General features: G+C 45.4%; 9 protein-coding genes. 3 read left to right on the top strand and 6 right to left on the bottom strand.

All coding sequences use genetic code 11. From position 1 onward, the window contains the following. The first annotated feature begins 1 nt into the window (after position 1). Together AAAA78_RS03890 and AAAA78_RS03885 are read left to right on the top strand one after the other, a co-directional pair. Positions 2-514 carry a PulJ/GspJ family protein gene (locus AAAA78_RS03890; protein ID WP_340590424.1) on the top strand — a complete coding sequence of 171 codons (513 nt, stop codon included), beginning with the start codon at positions 2-4 and terminating at the stop codon, positions 512-514. A gap of 2 nt (positions 515-516) precedes the next feature. After that, complete coding sequence (locus AAAA78_RS03885; RefSeq protein WP_340590423.1) at positions 517-1578, top strand: PulJ/GspJ family protein; 1062 nt, start codon at positions 517-519, stop codon at positions 1576-1578. Positions 1579-1598: 20 nt separating this feature from the next. Here AAAA78_RS03885 and AAAA78_RS03880 read toward each other — a convergent pair whose 3' ends face one another. Continuing rightward, positions 1599-2447 (bottom strand): hypothetical protein, encoded by an 849-nt coding sequence (locus AAAA78_RS03880; protein ID WP_340590422.1) that lies wholly within the window; start codon positions 2445-2447, stop codon positions 1599-1601. A 180-nt stretch (positions 2448-2627) separates the two neighbouring features. Here AAAA78_RS03880 and AAAA78_RS03875 point away from each other — a divergent pair, with 180 nt between their 5' ends. After that, positions 2628-3509: a hypothetical protein gene (locus AAAA78_RS03875; protein WP_340590421.1), complete on the top strand. Its 882-nt coding sequence runs from the start codon at positions 2628-2630 to the stop codon at positions 3507-3509. 23 nt (positions 3510-3532) lie between these two features. Here AAAA78_RS03875 and AAAA78_RS03870 read toward each other — a convergent pair whose 3' ends face one another. The 5 genes from AAAA78_RS03870 to AAAA78_RS03850 all read right to left on the bottom strand — a co-directional run bounded on the left by AAAA78_RS03870 (position 3533) and on the right by AAAA78_RS03850 (position 17042). Next, positions 3533-7027, bottom strand: coding sequence for a beta strand repeat-containing protein (locus AAAA78_RS03870; RefSeq protein WP_340590420.1), 3495 nt, complete (start codon positions 7025-7027; stop codon positions 3533-3535). Between the two features lie 23 nt (positions 7028-7050). After that, entirely contained in the window at positions 7051-10962 is a 3912-nt protein-coding gene (locus tag AAAA78_RS03865; protein WP_340590419.1) for a beta strand repeat-containing protein, read from the bottom strand. A 138-nt stretch (positions 10963-11100) separates the two neighbouring features. Then, a complete protein-coding gene (locus AAAA78_RS03860; RefSeq protein WP_340590418.1) occupies positions 11101-14334 on the bottom strand; it encodes an efflux RND transporter permease subunit in 3234 nt (1077 codons plus the stop codon). Between the two features lie 100 nt (positions 14335-14434). Continuing rightward, positions 14435-15415: a KpsF/GutQ family sugar-phosphate isomerase gene (locus AAAA78_RS03855; protein WP_340590416.1), complete on the bottom strand. Its 981-nt coding sequence runs from the start codon at positions 15413-15415 to the stop codon at positions 14435-14437. A gap of 19 nt (positions 15416-15434) precedes the next feature. After that, positions 15435-17042, bottom strand: coding sequence for a CTP synthase (locus AAAA78_RS03850; protein WP_367276378.1), 1608 nt, complete (start codon positions 17040-17042; stop codon positions 15435-15437). Positions 17043-17057 lie beyond the last annotated feature (15 nt).

Raw genomic sequence — 17057 nt, 5'->3', positions numbered from 1 at the left:
TATGAAGAAGTTCCAACTCAAGATCCATAACACAAAAGGAATGACTCTCGTCGAGGTCATGGCTGCCGTTGCAATTTCAATGGTGAGTGTGAGCGTCTTTTTATTTCTCACTTTATCAAACAGAACACACAAGTCTCAGATCGATCACTCCACTCTTTTAAAGGAAATTCTGACTAACAATGTGATTGAATTAAAAGGTCTTCAATACGCAGACCTTCCTCCTTTGGGAAGATGTCTTTATCGCACTTATAATTTCCAGGGGAACTTCGTCTCTGAAACTTTGGTGAGTGGAAATTCCGAAATGTGCGGCATCGCGAATCCGCAGGAAAATGAAATCCAAATAATTTGGCAAACAACGAACGCGGGTTCAGCTGATGCCACGTTTAGCACCAGTTCATTAAAGCTTCCGGTTTATTCGGATTATTTACGCAAAGTCGTTTTACATGTGCGCGCTCAGAACAAAGGCGCCGGACAAAGTCTTCTACACAGTCAAATGACTATTTTTAAGAGATAAACATGAGAAAAGGTTTCACCGTCGTCGAACTACTCTTAGCAATTGGACTTTCCGCTCTGGTCATCAGCACGGCGACGTACCTTTTGCATCAGTTCTTTTCAGAGCATAAAAATTTGGAAGTCTGGAGCTCTGGCCAATTTGAAATGTCTTCGGCCTTAAAAGATATCGAAGGCGATCTTCGCAATGTGGTTCGCATTGATCCTAAAGAAGAAAGTTCGCGCGATTACATTGGAATCACATCTATTGATGCCGGGTCAGAACCTGCTGAATGCTTAAACACGACCGGAGCTCCGGTCCTTCGCTACACAAGCCTTGATCGTAAAACTCCTTCCGAACGCGCCTTAAGAGCATGGTCCGAGGTCGATAGTTCTGGAAAAAATCTTCCTAAAGATGAGTTGCGCATCAGCACGGAGAATCTCGCGACTTCTTTGTTCACGCAAAGTAAAGCACCCAAAGAAATTGTGATTGTCGATGCCGACCGTCGTTACATTCGCCGTTATGAGGTCAGCAGACATGTTATGCATTTGAATTCACCGACGGATCCTTACGATGATTTACCGAAGGTCGATAGCTTCGGAAATCCCGTGTTCTTTAATTATATAAGCGTCTTCTTAAACAATCCCAAAGGGGCCGCCAACGAAAATACGAATAAAAAAGCTTCTGTTTTTGTTACTGGCAGCGAGGTTTATAATTCACGCACTTACTTTGTCTGTCTTAGAAAAACGGATCGCAGTCTGATTAAAATCAATCAAGCGACCCGAGAAGTCACTGTCTTGCTTACAAACTCTAACGCCGACTTTGAAATCGATCGTTTTGTTGTTGGCTACATGGGAACAAGAAGAAATGTTCGCGTGGAACCCGCAAGCTTTCAATTCGCAATGACGGGAACCACGGCGGACTGTGTGAATACGGTCCTGCTCGAACTGTATTTAAAAGCCACTCAAAGCTTTATCAATCGCACTCAGCAAAATACTATTGGCGAAACGAAACTAGACATTCTTCGTCGCCGCACCGTCTTTTCACCGAATTTAAACATGAAGCGCCCTTTGAGCTGCCAAGAGTGACAAATGTTCATTTTGTATCGCTACTTGGAGTCCTCGATGGAATTGTCGATGGCGGCGAGCGTGTAAAACAAATTTTGAAGATAAAGTACAATGACCTTTCCTTCATTGCTGGATTGATCACTGAGTTCCTTCGTACGTTGAAGAAATTTTGTGTACTCATCCTGCAACTGCAGCAAGGTTTTATCGTCAAAAGAGAAGGTAGAGGACTGAACGCGCAGGGGGCTATATTGTTCCGGATTTTCTAAAACCTCAATCGCATTTTCAAGCCATGGAATATACTTTTGTGGACCGGGCTGTGAACTTCCACGAAGATAGGATTGAATGGCTTTGTATTTTTTGCCTCCTCGGTGAGTTTCCAATTTCAGAAAATCATTGTCTTCAAGCCAGGCTAAAGCACTCTTCACTTCAGCAAGAGAGATTTTTTTATTACGCAAAGTCGCATGAGCTTTTTGCACGTTGCCATTGGGAATGCTCGACATCAAAGAAAAAAGAGTGCTGCGCACTTCATCCGTTAGAAGAGCTTTTTCCGCTCGTGACATGTTTCTGAGGTCTCGAGTGGCGGAATACAGACGATATTCATAGTGAAGGGCCGCAACAGTTTTCATAAGATATTTTTGTGATTGAACCTGAGATGCATAGGAAATTAAAAGAGACATGCAATCATCTGGTTTCATCTGAAGAGCCCTGCAAAGGATATCCAGTTTGTCAGCAGAAAGATGTTTCTTGCACGCCAGTACTGCCGCCAAATAACTCTTGGAGACATCCATCTTTTGGGCGAAATAGGATTGCGTGTACCGAGCATTCTTTTCTTTTTTTTGAAGAATGTGCGCTTTGAGAAGATCACGATAGTCTTGTGGCTGTTTTCCCATAGTCGTCGTATATAGAGCATCTTGAAAAAAAAGTAAACCTACGGGTTCACTTTCAATTTTTTTATAAGTACATAGAATTGTTTGCTTATTAATCAAGAGCGCAAGATGCACGTTATTTTGATCGCTTGTAGCGGACAATAAAGTTCTTCTAAGCTGGCGTTTTAGGGGGGGATAAGGTTCATGCTGGTAAATTCGACTGAAACTCCGAGCATCTTGAATTACTCTGATTACAGGGATTTTTTGGCCGCGCGCTTTCGTTATCTAAAAGCCGTTAAGAAAAATTTTTCTTATGCCATTGCCGCCCGAAAAACGAACGTGGCCCAAAGCTATTACAAAAATCTTTTTCGCAAAGACCGTCATCTAGGACTCGAAAATCTGGGACGAGTTTCAAAAACGCTGGAACTCAATATCACGGAAGAATTTTATTTACTTTTTAAATTGATCTCACTTTTAGTTCAGGACACACGGAGTTTCGAAATTTGTCGAAAGAATCTTGATGCCATTACAGCCGAACTAAAGTTCCAGGAAAAAAAAGACACCGCAATACCAACAAAGACATTTGATTTAGACGAGGACCTAAATCCTCTTTATTTTTACGTCATTCTACATCTGTGTGATTGGCCCCACTTCTCGCCGACGGCGTCCTGGGTGAATTCTCGCTTGTTTGTCAGCGGGTTAAGTGATGAGGAGCTAGATAGACATATTCAAAAAGCCCTGGAACTGCACAAATATTTAAAAGATGTAAAAATTAAACTGGACGACTTTAGAGAAGCTCCTTTAGCCCGTGGCCTAACTGTAAGAACTAAAGTTCCTTTTTATGGAATACTCCCGAACATATTAAAAACTCCGGATTATCACTCCAAAGTGCACAACTATGCGGAACACAGACAAGTCATGAACATGCCAAAAGAAGGTGTTAAAGAAGTGGTAGCACTCTTCACCGAAACGCGCAGTAAAATCATCGAAATACAGAAAAAATATGCTGAGGAAGCTCCCACTCACACTTTGTTTTGGGACCACTCACTTTATAATCTTGCCCGGGAGTTGGAGAAAACTCAGTAACCGGCATCTCCATTTGCGTAAATTTACTTGAGGCAATTCACATAGACCGCCGCCCCAGTGATTGTGACCGTTGCACCAGAGGTATTGTACCAATAGCAAGAATATCCTGTTGGCGACGGAATCATTTGGTAGAACATTTTATGCCCACTATCTGCACAACCTCCACCGGTTGCAATTTCACCAGCATTGCAACTTGCCGTATATCCAACAGACGCACCATCCGCTAAACTGAAGTTTCCCGGCGAATTCTGCCGAATCGTCATCGTCTTTTGAAACGCAGATGTTTGCGTGTTTCCATCGGGATACTTCACGCCTCCTGTTGTTGATTCGATCGCTCCAGCGACCGTCAGCTTCTGGCCCGGACTTGCTGTACCAATACCAACGTTTCCGCCATTCGTAATCCGCATGCGCTCAACGGTTGCACCACTACCGTCAGGAGTCGTCGCAAAAACAAGACGTGTCGGCATATCGTTAGCACCAGGAGCCCCATCAACTTGTGCCGCCACCGAAGCCGCCGTTCTATAGGCCGTGCCGTCATAAGCAGCAAAATTAACATAACCAATTTCATCGGCGTTCTGAACGGCAGCTCCGGCTCTGTCCTTTCGAACTACGAGATTACTTCCCCACTGATCATTCTGAGAGCGAGTGAAGAAAGCCGATCCTCCAACCACCTCAAGCGGTCCCGCAGGAGATGCAGTACCAATACCAACACTTCCATCTCCGCGAATGACCAATCGATCTATTCCTCCACTATTTGCCGTTAAAATCCGCGTTGACGAATTTGTATCTGCTGTTTTAATTAACAACCCTGATGCATTGGCTGCCGAATAGCTATTCACAATCGCAGAAGTGTAACCCAGCGTCGTGTTAGTGGATGGATGCTCCCAGACAAATGAACTAGCACCAGCAAGTCCTAACGGAGATTGATCCGTAAAATTAGCCGCAGACGAATTCGTTAACATCCACGTCGGATTTGTTGTACCGATTCCCACTTTCCCACTGCCTTTAATACGAACAGATTCTGTGCTCGATGCGCCACCTTTGAAAATAAAATCTCCATCGTCTCCACTTGCAGGATCCGTGATAAATTCAAGATCTCCCAATCCAGCCACGGGGGTAGAAACAGAAATTCGGGCCGAATTTCCCACAACAAACTGAAGTGCATTGGCCGTATTTCCGTCTCGAATTTCAACGTTATTCCCGTCAACAGGAGGTCTTAAATAAAGAGTCGTCCCATCACTGGCAAGCATTCGATAAGCAGCACCATTTGTTCCCAAATAAAATTGATTTGAACCTGCGACGTCAAGCAGCCCTTGAGGGTTCGCTGTGCCGACTCCAACACCGCCTAAATTATAATAAATTTTTCCAGTGCCACCATCTTGCCACATCGATGCACCCGCAGGCAGTCGCGCCGAAGCGATCGTCCCTGTGATAATGACTGCCGCATCAAGAGATCCAATGCTTTGACAAGTGAACATGTCCGTCAGCGAAGACCATGCCACGGTCTGACTGGCAGAGCAACCTGCAAGATTAAATGCAGAAGTGCCAACAGAATTTTTCACATCACTGAATTTAACAAAATCACCAGCCCAACTAGTTCCATCTGATTTCAAAAACTTGCCGCCGACTCCCGCCGCAGTTGGTAACAAACCCGTGATGTTATTAGTAGTGACCGCCGTCACACGACCTTTCGTATCGACAGTCACGGAAGGAATTGCTGTTGCAGTTCCGTAAGTACCTGCAGTTAAACCCGCAAGAGTCTCAAGCTTCGCGCCAGTGACGTTGCCGTCCGCGAGCTTTCCTGTCGTCACCGCATTTGTCGCCAACTCAGTTGCGCTCACTCCTCCGGCTGCAATCGAAATCGTTCCAGATGTTGTAATAATCCCGCCTGTTAATCCTGTGCCGGTCGCAATTGACGTCACGGAACCGCCAGAACTCCAGCCCGCCGAGATGTCCTTACAGTTTGCACCCGTCTCATCACAAATATCTGTCGCACGGATCACGCCGTTGACATCTAACTTGGCTTGAGGATTGTTAGTGCCAATTCCGACATTGCCGGTGGAGGGTTTGATTGTCATGCGGACGATGCCATCTCCGACACCGGTCTCATCGGTGAAAAAGGTGAGAGGTTTGGCATTGGTCGCGAAGAAAAATGTGTTTGCGAAGGGTCCGCCCAGGCCGGCGTTTCCGTAGCCCGTGAACGCCTGGGTCGTGCCCGCGTTGTCAGCATAGAGGATCGTACTTCCTCCTGCGCTGTTGCGGTTCTGGATGCGGACCATGTCGCTGTAGGTGCCGCCGTCGCGGTTCACGTCGAGGGAATAAGCGGGACTTGCCGTTCCAATTCCTACTTTGCCACTGTTATAATAGATTGCACCAGCACCGCCATCTTGCCATATCGAAGCGCTGGGAGGAAGACGAGCCGCAGAGATTGTTCCTGAGGAAATTGCAGACGCATCTAACGATCCAATATTTTGACATTCAAACATGTCAGTGAGCGCAGACCATTTGACAGTTTGGTTGTCAGCACAAGCACTGGTATTAAATGCACTGGCCCCGACACTGTTTTTGATATCATTAAACTTTATATTTTGCGCCGACCAAGACGAGCCGTCAGATTGAAGATATTTTCCTGCGACGCCACTCGCGGCAGGCAGAAGACCTGTGATAGCATTGGTAGCAATCGCGGTGACACGCCCCTTTGTATCAACAGTGATGGACGGAACAACTGTCGCGGAACCATAAGAACCCGCTGTAAGACCTGCAAGAGTCTCCAATTTTGCACCTGTCACATTGCCGTCAGAAATTTTCCCGGTAGTCACAGCATTTGAAGCAAGTTCTGTGGTAGTAACTCCATTAGTAGCGATAGAAACTGTTTTCGTCGAAGCTCCTGTGATATTAATTCCCGTCCCCGCAAGAACATCACTCACAACACCCGAGCCACCGGCATCAACTACGCATTTAAAATTTGCTCCGTCAAAAGTAATCACTTTTCCCGGATCACAAGCTGCAGCAGGAAGATTTGATTTTAAAAGAAAATCACCGACACCTAAACTTCCTAATTTCGTAGCAGACAACGCAGATAAAGCATAAGGCACCGAGCGAATGATATTTGAAGGATTGATTTGCTTCCAGCCTGCGCCGTCGTGAAACTGCACCTTCAAAACACGATTATCATCTTCCAAGGGAGTGTAAGTAGAGCCACCATAACAACTATGAGAAATTGAATTATCAAACGAAGTAGAAAATTTAAAAACAGGACCTGTTGGAAACAATCTTGTTCCTAAACCAATAGGAGCATCAAATACACCCTTGGAACTGGCCATATTCACTCCATCGACTTGCTCACGATAAATCACACAGCTGCCATTGGGATTGGCGATTTCAAAAAGAAAGCTAACGTTGTTATATTCTAATGGCGTTCCGTCGGATTTAACGATACGTCCCTGATAAGTTAAATTAAGAGGATTGGCGTGAGCCCAGCATCCCCCAAATATCAAACTTATCAAAAGTGTTTTCATTACAAGCTCCATTCGCTCAGGGCCTATTGTTTTTCAATGTAAAGACATTCAACGACAAAGTTAACGCCCGACACATTTGCATAAACATTTCCATAATTCGTATAGCAAGAAGCATTTGTGACAGAGCCATTACTTGAAAGACTGTTTGCAATTGCATCATATGTAAGGCTTGCCGATGGAAGTCCATTTGAACAATCTCCTGCAATCCAAGTCCTGCTGTAATAGGTTCCACTCGTCGTCGAGTTTCCCGTTGAATAGCTACATCTTGTGACATGAGGCCGGAATGACTTCCACGCAGTGCCGTTACAAAATTCCATTTGTTTTGTCGTTGAGTTATAGCGTTGTTGCCCCTCTGTCGTTCCGCTGCAGGCCGATGCCGTGTTGCCGAATTTAACTTCTCCTTGCACATCTAACTTTGCTGCAGGAGACGTCGTTCCGATTCCGACATTTCCAATGGATCGATAAGCATTTCCTGAGGCTTCATTCCAAGATCCTATCGGTGTCGCTCCACCGCTTGCGGAAATATAACCACCATAGGAAATATTATAAACATTCAGCGGATCGGTATTATATGAGTACGTCACTTGTACTGTGAGCCTATCAGCCAAAGCAGGACGCCACGGTACTAACATTTCGACTTGATGAGTATTAGCGTAGTCATTAAAACTTTGCTTAGTATAAGCGGTCTTATAGTCAGGTTCGCCAGCAGTGGTTCCCGTTTGATAAGCATTAAATGTGATGTATCCATGAGTGCCCGTCGTCGAAGATCCATGATTGTACTGAACAATCATAATGATCGCCCGCGTATCTTCCGGCAAAGTCGCAGGAATAGCTACGTCGTATGTCGGCGTACTGCCGTTTAAATTAAGACCTGTTAAAAGTGCTGCAGATCCCCTACGAATATCCAAGTTGCCCGCGACTGTCGCCTTCGTCTGAATACTTCCATCTGGAAATTTAATTCCTCCGGAGGTGGATTCAATCATTCCATTCACCGTCAATTTTTCGCTGGGCGATGCCGTTCCAATACCGACGTTCCCATTCGGAAGAACCGTCATCTTTGTGGAACCATTTGTTTCTATCTCGAAAGAGAAATTATCGTTGGTTCCAATCACTGCATTTCCAGCAAATGAATTTCCATTGTTTAGAAATACTGATCCAGATGAAAAAGATGAACATATCATCATGCCTGTAGCATCGAATGAAACCATTTGCCCAACGGCACAATTAAATGTCGTAAAAGCCGATCCTGTCCCATTCGAGGCAATTATTCTATTGGCCGTCAAAGAGGTTGCTCCCGTACCACCTTTAGATACGGGAACCGCTGAAGGAAAGTTCGCAGGGTCGGCACTGATAGTTCCTGATGTTACAGCGATACCCGCACCTACTTGCACGGCACCTTTTGTTGAAGTGGTTGCATCGTTGATTGAAATTGCGGGAGTTGTTGAGCCTGTCGCCACAACAATTGGAGCTGCTCCGGTAACATTAGTCACAGTTCCATTTGTTGGAGTGATCCATTGAAGACCCGATGCTTGCGCTGAGTTCGCGGATAAAATTTGTCCATTTGTTCCGACTGGTAAACGAATATCATTCGTTCCATCGTGTGCGATCAAATCACCTTTTGTCGTGCTTGGCGAGAGACCGTTGAAGGCAGCAATCGCTGTTGTTTGTCCGGTGCCACCGTTTGCGATTGGTAAAGTACCAGTCACTTCCGTTGCAAGATTAATTGCGGCACCATTGCTTGCAGCCGACAAGCGACCTTGAGCATCAACAGTGATATTTGCGCGAGTATAGGAACCCGCAGTGACCGCTGTGTTTGCAAGAGAAATAGTTCCTGTTGAGGTGATAGGTCCACCACTTAAGCCAGTACCTGTTGCGATATTCGTAACAGTACCGCCAGCGTTTGTGTCAGTGTCGTTTGCGCATTCCCAGCGAGAATTTGCAGCAATCCATTTAATGACTTGGCCGTCGGCACAAGCGACGTTGTTGGGTTTGTAAGTCAGATATTTAGAAGCGCCATTGTTGATATCACCATAATCAAGAACAACCGCACCAGTTCTTGTTGCAACAGAAGTAACAGGGAACGCAATCGCCGCATTTGAAGCGGCTGTCAAACGACCCTTGCTATCTACAGTGAATGTTCCAACTTGCGTAGTTGAACCATAGCTTCCCGCAGTCACTGCTGTGGTTGCTAAAGTAGGATTTGGATAAGTCCCAGTTAAATCTCCACCAGCAGCTCCTGTTGGAGTACGAGCATCTGTAAAGCGAGAGTCATTACCAGCAGCAACAGTGTTGGCAACTGTTCCTACATTCACAGTAAGAACAGGAGTTGAGTTCCCTGTCGCTACCGATAAATAACTATTAGCACTCGTGACATTTGTAACAGTACCGCCAGCGTTGGTATCGACATCATTCGCGCATTCCCAGCGAGAATTTGCAGCAATCCATTTAATGACTTGGCCGTCGGCACAAGCAACATTGTTAGGTTTGTAAGTTAAATATTTTGAAGCGGCATTATTGATATCACCATAATCCAAAGTTACTGCACCGCCCTTCGTTGCGACAGAAGTCACAGGAAAAGCAATTGCAGAATTGGAAGCGGCAGTTAAACGTCCTTGAGCATCAACCGTGAAAGTTCCAACTTGAGTTGTTGAACCATAGGGCCCCGCAGTCACAGCAGTATTAGCTAAAGAAATAGTTCCAGTCGAAGTGATCGGACCTCCAGTTAGACCAGTGCCTGTCGCGATATTCGTAACAGTACCACCAGCATTGTTATCAGAAGCAGGAGCCCACTTAGTTCCGTCGTACTTTAAAACTTGGCCAGTAGCTAATCCCGTCGTATCAACATCGACACCTTTGATTTTATTTACAGAAACAGCACCAATAGTTCCACTCACATCACCCGCGACAGAAACATTGATCGACTGACATTGAAATGAGCTAGAGACAGAATTCCAATACGGCGTCTGGTGAGCACCACAGTTCGCACTTCCAACAGCAGTATTAAACGCAGCCACCGTGTGATAGTTACTCAAAGAAGAATTCAAGTTTGTAACATCACTCATACCAATAGCAGCACTACTCCATTGGGCACCATCAAACTTGAAAAAGTGCCCACTCATCGGAGCCACATTAGAAACAGCCACCCCTTGAAGTTTCGCCACGGAGGGATTCGGATAAGCTCCAGCCAAGTCTCCACTTGCCGCTCCGATAGGCGCACGTGCATTTGCAAAACGCGAATCATCACCCGCAGCTACAGTTCCCGCAGTGGAACCAATGTTTACAGAAACAGTTTTCGTTGTTGTTCCCGAAACACTAATTCCCGTTCCAGCAAGAACATCATTAATAACACCAGATCCTCCAGCATCAACAACACAACTCAAGTTTGTTCCATCAAATGTAAGGACTTTTCCTGCTCCACAGGCCGCACCCGGAAGATTTGTTTTTAAAAGAAAATCACCAACACCTAAACTTCCGAGCTTTGTCGCTGAAAACGCTGACAAAGCGTAAGGCACAGAGCGAATCACATTCGAAGGACTGATTAGTTTCCAACCTATTCCATCATGAAACTGCACTCGTAAAACACGAGTGTCATCTTCAAGAGCTGTGTAAGTTGCTCCGCCATAGCAGTTGTGAATTACAGAATTATCAAAAGCGCTTGAAATTTTATAAACAGGAGTCGTCGGAAATAAACGAGTCCCCACACCGATAGGAACATCAAAAACACCTTTGGAATTCGCCATATTGATACCATCGATTTGCTCGCGATAGATCACGCAGCTTCCGTTGGGATTGGCGATTTCAAAAAGAAAGCTGACATTGGAATATTCTAAAGGAGTTCCATCCGCTTTAACGATACGTCCTTGATAAGTTAAATTTAGCGGATTGGCGTGAGCCCAACATCCCCAAAATATCAAACCCATCAGGATTATTTTCATTTCAAGCCCCTCATAAAACGTTCAGATGTCGCGTCTTAATATTCTTTTCGGGGTTTAAATGCCTAAACTGGATCAGTTTTCATATTTCTGTACCACAGAGCTGTCCCCTTTAAGCGGACGATCGCCGGGAGATCATTTTTATGTCTTATCTTGTGAAACAGCCGTCTCTTTAGGAGTCGGTTTGTCTTGGTCCTCAATAAAATCGGGCATCGGCTGAAAACTGATTCCCGCTTTATCACCGACTATTGCAAAAGCCTGCGTAACTTCTTTCTTACGCACATCACGTCTTCTAAATCTTTCCACTAGTGAATAGGTAGCAGGTACAACATACAAAGTGAGAAACGTCGAAACGAAAACACCGCCGATCAAAGTGATCGCCATAGGTTTAAAAGTTTCGGAGCCCGCTCCTGAGGCTAAGGCGGAAGGTATAGCGGCTGCCATCGTTGCAAATGAAGTCATAATAATCGGACGAAGACGAACCGGACAGGCCTCTTTCAATGCTTCGTTGGCTCCTTTCGAGGAGTCCCGATCTCTGACGGCATTGGTGAAATCAATCAGTAAGATCGAATTCTTTTTTACGATCCCCATTAAAAGAAGAACCCCGATCATCGAATACATATTGATAGATTGTTTCATCGAAACTAACGCAAAAAAAGCACCGCTAAAACTAAAAGGCAATGCCATCAGAACCGTTAAAGGATCTAGAAAAGAGTTAAACTGACTTGCAAGAACCATATAGGCCACTAAAATTCCGAGCGCCAAGGCGAAAATCAAACTATTAAAAGACTCTTGGAAAGTTTTTGCGGCACCTGACTGTGAGACAAAGTATGTGGGCGGCAAACCCTTCGCTTTTTCCTGCACAAACTGCAACGCTTTCTCTTGGGACGCACCGGGAGCTAAGTTCGAATAAATCGTGATCGCGCGCTGACGATTCACGCGCGTGATTTGTTGAAGACTTGGTTTTTCTTCAAGATCACTTACTTTTGAAAGAGGAATCAAATTGTTTCTGCCATTGGCAATAAGAATGTCTTTGAATTCGACACGAGGATCGGGTTCTTTTTTAAGCTGAACGTAAATGTCATAACGGTGTCCGTTCTTTGTGTATTGACCATTTTTCACTCCACCAATCATCGCTTGTATGGTCGTTCCAATATCTTCAACACTCACTCCACGGGTGGCCGCCTGATCGCGATTGGGCGTGATCCGAATCTCTGGCATTCCCTCGAGGTAATCAGAATCCACGTCCACCATAAAACCTGAATTTCTCATATCTGTTTTCATCTTCTCACTAAGATCCGCCAGCTTATCCCAGGCAGGTCCCTGCAGGACAAACTCAATAGGATAACCTTTCCCCGTCGAGAATCCGCGACTTGAAAGGTCCATCATAAAAACTTTAAGACCGGAAATTTTGCTCAGCTCTTTTCGCGCCACTCCCATAAATTCCTGTTGTGTTAACTCTTTTCCCGTATGCGGGTCCGTTCCGCGTTTCCCCTGATCTTTCAGAGTCACAAACATCACTCCCGTATTAGTATCGCTTCCTCCGGCACCACCAAGTCCTCCAACAGCAACGTAAAGATGCGCAAGCTCCGGCCGAGAGCGCAGCCATTTCTCTACTTCGTGAGCTTTGCTATTGGTATTTGCTAAAGAAGAACCTACCGGAAGCATTAAACGCAAAATAAACAGCCCCTGATCTTGCACCGGCGTGAGTTCTTTATTGAGGAAACTCAAGGAGTAAAAAGATGCCAAGACAAATACCAAAGATCCCAGCAAAACACCCCAGCGATGATTCAAAGTCCAACTCAAAGTGCGGCTGTAAAAATTCCGCCAGGCATCCATAAACTTTTCAAACATTTGTCCCATTTTGGTGGTGCGATGACCTGGATGAACGAAACTTGAACAACGCATCGGCGTGATTGTTAAAGACTCCATCAATGACAACGCCACAGCTAAAGAAATTGTCACTCCATATTGTAAAAAGAATTTTCCAATCACACCCTTCATAAAGGCGACTGGCAAAAAGATCGCGATGATGGCGATACTGGCAGCAAGAGCCGCGAACGTGATTTCGCGCGCACCAATAATGGCAGACTCGATGGGCCCCATTCCCCGCTCATTGTAACGAAAAATATTTTCCAGAACCATGATGGCATCGTCGACCACAATACCAATCGCCAACGTGAGTCCCAATAAGGTGAACGTGTTTAATGTAAAACCAAAAAAATAAATTCCGATGAAAGCACCCATGATGGATGTTGGAATCGCCAAAAGCACATTGAGTGTCGCCGTGAAACTTCCCAAAAACACCCAACAGACCAAAGAGGTCAACAAAACGGCAAGGGTCAGATGCTTAATCATTTCATGAATGGACTGTTCAATAAAACGAGAGGAGTCAAAGTTAATCTGAACTTTCATTCCCGGCGGCAGTTCGTTTTGAATGTCTTTTATTTTTTCTTTAACTGCAGTGGCAACAGCCACGGCATTGGAACCTAATTGTTTTTTAATACCTAAACCCAATGCCTGAACGCCGTCGAAACGAGAGATGCGATAAACTTCGGACAGGGACTCTTCGGCATATCCAACATCTTTCAAACGCACGATGTTCAACGGATCTTGAATATTCATTCCGGCGCGACGATTGACAATCATATCGTCAAAACCCTCCGCATCGGTAAATTCCCCTAAGGTGCGAACATTAAAAGCATTCGTCTTGTTTTGAATAAATCCACCGGGAATCTCGGCATGTTGTGAACGGATGGAATCCATCACGTCCCCGACGGCCATATTTCTGTTCTTCAATTTTTTGGAGTCCACCCAGACACGCATGGCGGGATCCGTATAACCACCAAGTATTATGTCACCCACTCCGGGCACCATCGTGAAACGATCTTTCAAATAATCCTTGGCATAACTCATTAAAAAATACGGATCATTTTTCTCATAAGTCAGCGCAAGCCAAATGATCGGTTGATCATCGGGATTGGTTTTCGTGATCACAGGAGGATCCACGTTCGGAGGCAACAGTCTTTGTGCCTGAGCAACCTTTGTCTGTACCTCTTGCAAAGCGGAATCGATATTGCGATCCAGTTCAAACTCAATGGTGATGTTTGCCACTCCCGTTTTACTGATAGAACTGATGCGCTCCACTCCTTCCACGGAAGACAAGGCATCTTCCACCGGATCGACCACACTGGTTTCCATAATCTCGGGAGCCGCCCCCTGCAAAGTAAGAGACACGTTAACAACGGGAAAATCGACATCAGGTAATTGACTGACTCCCAATCGCAGAAAAGAGATGAATCCAAACACAAGAAAGCCTGCAAAAAGCATCCAGGCAAAGACGGCATTGCGAATAGAGACGTCGGAGATTCTCATAGACACCTCTCCGACATTTTATAGGAACAAAATTTATCTAGATAAAAGAGACAAAGATCTTGGCAAGACACATGACAGGTCTTGCCCCTTAACAACAGGTTTAACGAACACGAGCACGCAAAAGATCTTGAACGTGCAAAATGCCCACTGGTTTCTTGGGCTGCGATGATTCCTTATCAAGCACAAAAAGCATATTGATTTGGAATTGCTCCATCACAAACAAAGCTTTTTCCGCCAATTCATTCACATCGACCGTGCGGGGATTTGTTGTCATTAAATCTTTCGCAACACCCGTCAAAGGATCATCACTTTTTTCAAGACGACGACGAATCTGACCATCGGTAATAACCCCGACAAGATCACCGTTGTTATCCACGATACCTGCAGCACCCCGAACATCTTTATGAGTCATAATCGAGAACACCTGACGAATCGGAGCTTCAAGACCCACCGTCGGCAAAGCGTCTCCCGTGTGCATCACATCTTTCACACGAGTCAAAAGACGATAGCCGAGGCTGCCACCCGGATGAAACTCAGCAAAGTCTTCAGAGCTAAATCCTTTTTCAGCCATCACCGCCATCGCAACAGCATCACCCATCGCCAAAGTCGCAGTACTGCTTGCCGTAGGTGCGAGACCTAAAGGACATGCTTCTTCAGAAACATGCACGTTCAAAGTGACTTGTGCCGCTTTTGCAAGCGAAGAACCCGGTTTCCCCGTGATCGCAATCAAAGGAATTCCTTTGCGAGCCACGAATCTTAAAATGCCAGAAAACTCTGGAGACTCCCCGCCATAAGAAAGCGCCATCACAACGTCATCACTTTCAACAAGGCCTAAATCTCCGTGCGAACTCTCCGCAGGATGCAAGAAAACAGCAGGAGTTCCTGTTGAAGAAAAAGTACTCGCAAGCTTTCGAGCGATTTGCCCGGACTTACCCATTCCGGTAAGAACAAGTTTTCCCTGGCACTCTTTAATCATCTTTACAGCTTGTTCAAACTCCGCACCAATGCGTTCACGCAATCCCATGATGGCTTGCGCTTCTACTTCTAAAACACGAAGACCTTGCTGAACTACTTTTGACATTGCCAAAAATCCTTCCTGACTACTTTCTCTTCAATCCGGCTTTTACAAAATGCACGAAGAGTGGATGTGGAGCTAACGGCTTAGACTTAAATTCCGGATGGAATTGCACACCAATAAACCACGGGTGATCTGGAAGTTCGACGATCTCAACAAGATCACGCTCTTTACAGATTCCCGAAGCCACCATGCCATTTTTTTCAAACAGTGCTTTATATTTATTATTAAATTCAAAACGGTGACGATGACGTTCCATAATCGAAGACGCCTTGTACACCTGATGCGCGCGAGTGCCTGAAGCCAACGCACAAGGGAAAGCCCCTAAGCGCATCGTTCCACCTTTGTTGACGATTCCTCTTTGCTCTACCATCGAATCGATAACAAAGTTTCCACTGCGTTTGTTTTCCGCATGGAATTCACGGCTGGTCGCATCTTTAATGCCACACACGTTGCGAGCAAACTCAATGGCTGACAATTGCATCCCAAAACAGATTCCAAAGAAAGGAACTCTTTTTTCACGAGCATATTTAATCGCCGTGATTTTTCCTTCCACACCGCGAGTTCCAAAACCACCGGGCACAAGAATGCCATCCACTTTTCCTAAAAGCTGATGAACTGTTTTGTCCGTCACCTTTTCAGAATCCACATAGATGATTTCAACACGGGCATTGTTGGCAATCCCGCCATGAACCAAGGATTCATGCAAAGACTTGTAAGATTCTTTCAAGTCCACGTATTTACCCACGACACCGATTTTCACTGTGTGAGCCGGATTACTCAAAACCTTCACCAGGTTTTGCCACCCTTTAAGATCCAGTTTTTTACCTGGAGCAATTCCAAGACGCGCCACGATCAATTCATCCAATTTTTCTCTATGCAATGCCAATGGCACTTCATAAATAAAACGACTGTCTTGGGCTGCGATGACGTTTTCTGTCTTCACTGAACAGAACAAACCAATCTTTGCTTTCAAATTTTCATCAATGACTTTTTCACTGCGGCAAACAAGGAAATCCGGCTGCAAACCGATTTCACGAAGTTCTTTCACCGAGTGCTGGGTTGGTTTTGATTTTAACTCCCCGGCAGCTGCAATGTACGGAACATACGTCACATGCAACAACACCGAATTCTCTTGTCCTACATCCAAGCGCATCTGGCGAATGGCTTCGAGAAATGGCTGACTCTCGATATCCCCGACAGTTCCACCGATCTCAACTAAAATGATTTCGCTGCCTTGAGCGGCTTCATAGATACGAGCTTTGATTTCTTCAGTGATATGAGGAATGACTTGAACCGTTCCGCCCAAATAATCCCCGCGACGTTCACGTGCCAAAACAGTGTCATAGATTTGACCTGTTGATACAGAATTAGAGCGATTCATGATCGCTGACGTGAATCTTTCGTAGTGACCCAAATCCAAATCCGTCTCCGCGCCATCTTCCGTCACATACACTTCACCGTGCTGAAACGGAGACATCGTTCCCGGATCGACGTTCAAATAAGGATCAAACTTCATGATTGTCACACGGTGACCGCGCGCTTCGAGCAAAGCTCCAAGACTTGCCGCCGTCAGACCTTTTCCAATGGAGGATACAACGCCCCCCGTGACAAAGATAAATTTTTGTTTCAACGCTTTACGTGTCGA

The organism is Bdellovibrio sp. BCCA (assembly GCF_037996825.1).
Taxonomy (GTDB): domain Bacteria; phylum Bdellovibrionota; class Bdellovibrionia; order Bdellovibrionales; family Bdellovibrionaceae; genus Bdellovibrio.
This window is presented reverse-complemented; position numbering and strand designations above follow the sequence as displayed.